This is a genomic window from Mycobacterium sp. E3247 (genome assembly GCF_001667785.1).
GTDB lineage: Bacteria > Actinomycetota > Actinomycetes > Mycobacteriales > Mycobacteriaceae > Mycobacterium.
The window spans coordinates 1-918 of the sequence record NZ_LZJG01000346.1 but is presented as its reverse complement, the minus strand read 5'-3'; the positions used below and the strand labels follow the sequence as shown (position 1 = coordinate 918).

Here is a 918-nt window from a genome sequence, read left to right as displayed (position 1 = left end):
CTACTATTCCCAACACGTGACCGACCGACCGGCCGGCTCACAAAACACCGAGGGTGCATGAAACCCGGGATGGTTCAGACTTCACCCACTGGCGCCTGGCCAACGGCACCCACGTCGAAATCCTGTGCTGGCTCGACGACTGCTCACGCCTGGCGCTTTCGGTGACCGCCCACCGCCGCATCACCGGCACCATCGTCGTCACCGAATTCACCAAAACCATTGCCGAGCATGGCATCCCGTACTCCACACTGACCGACAACGGCATGGTGTTCACCACCCGCTTCGCCGGCGGCAAAGGCGGACGCAACGGATTCGAAGCCGAACTGCACCGTTATGGCATCACCCAGATCAACTCCACCCCCAACCACCCCACCACCTGCGGAAAAGTAGAACGCTTCCACCAAACCCTCAAAAAGTGGCTCACCAGCCAACCACGCCCAGCCACCATCGCGGAGCTGCAGACCCAACTCGACGCCTTCACCGACGAATACAACCACCGCCGACCCCACCGCTCACTGCCGCACCGAGCCACCCCAGCAGTCATCTACATCAGCCGGCCCAAAGCCGACCCAGCAACCCGCATCGACACCCACAACCGCGTGCGCACCGACCGCGTCGACCAAGCCGGATCCATCACCTTGCGCGTCAACGGCCGCCTGCACCACATCGGCATCGGCCGCCACCACTACCGAACCCGCGTCCTGATCCTCGCCCAGGACCACCACATCACCGTCATCAACGCCACCACCGGAGAAATCCTGCGCGACTTCACCCTCGACCCCACCAGGGACTACCAACCCACCGGCGCCCCCAAAGGCCCCAAACGGAAAAAACCGCAGACCTGAACCATCCCGGGTTTCATGCACCCTCGGTGTTTTGTGAGCCGGCCGGTCGGTCGGTCACGTGTTGGGAATAGTA

Annotated in this window: 1 protein-coding gene; it reads left to right on the top strand. The window is 62.9% G+C overall.

Going from position 1 to position 918, the window contains the following annotated elements; translation table 11 throughout:
• Positions 1-53: 53 nt before the first annotated feature.
• The gene (locus tag A9X04_RS18970; RefSeq protein WP_067923761.1) at positions 54-845 is read left to right on the top strand and encodes an integrase core domain-containing protein; all 792 of its coding nucleotides are present in this window, start codon (positions 54-56) and stop codon (positions 843-845) included.
• Positions 846-918 lie beyond the last annotated feature (73 nt).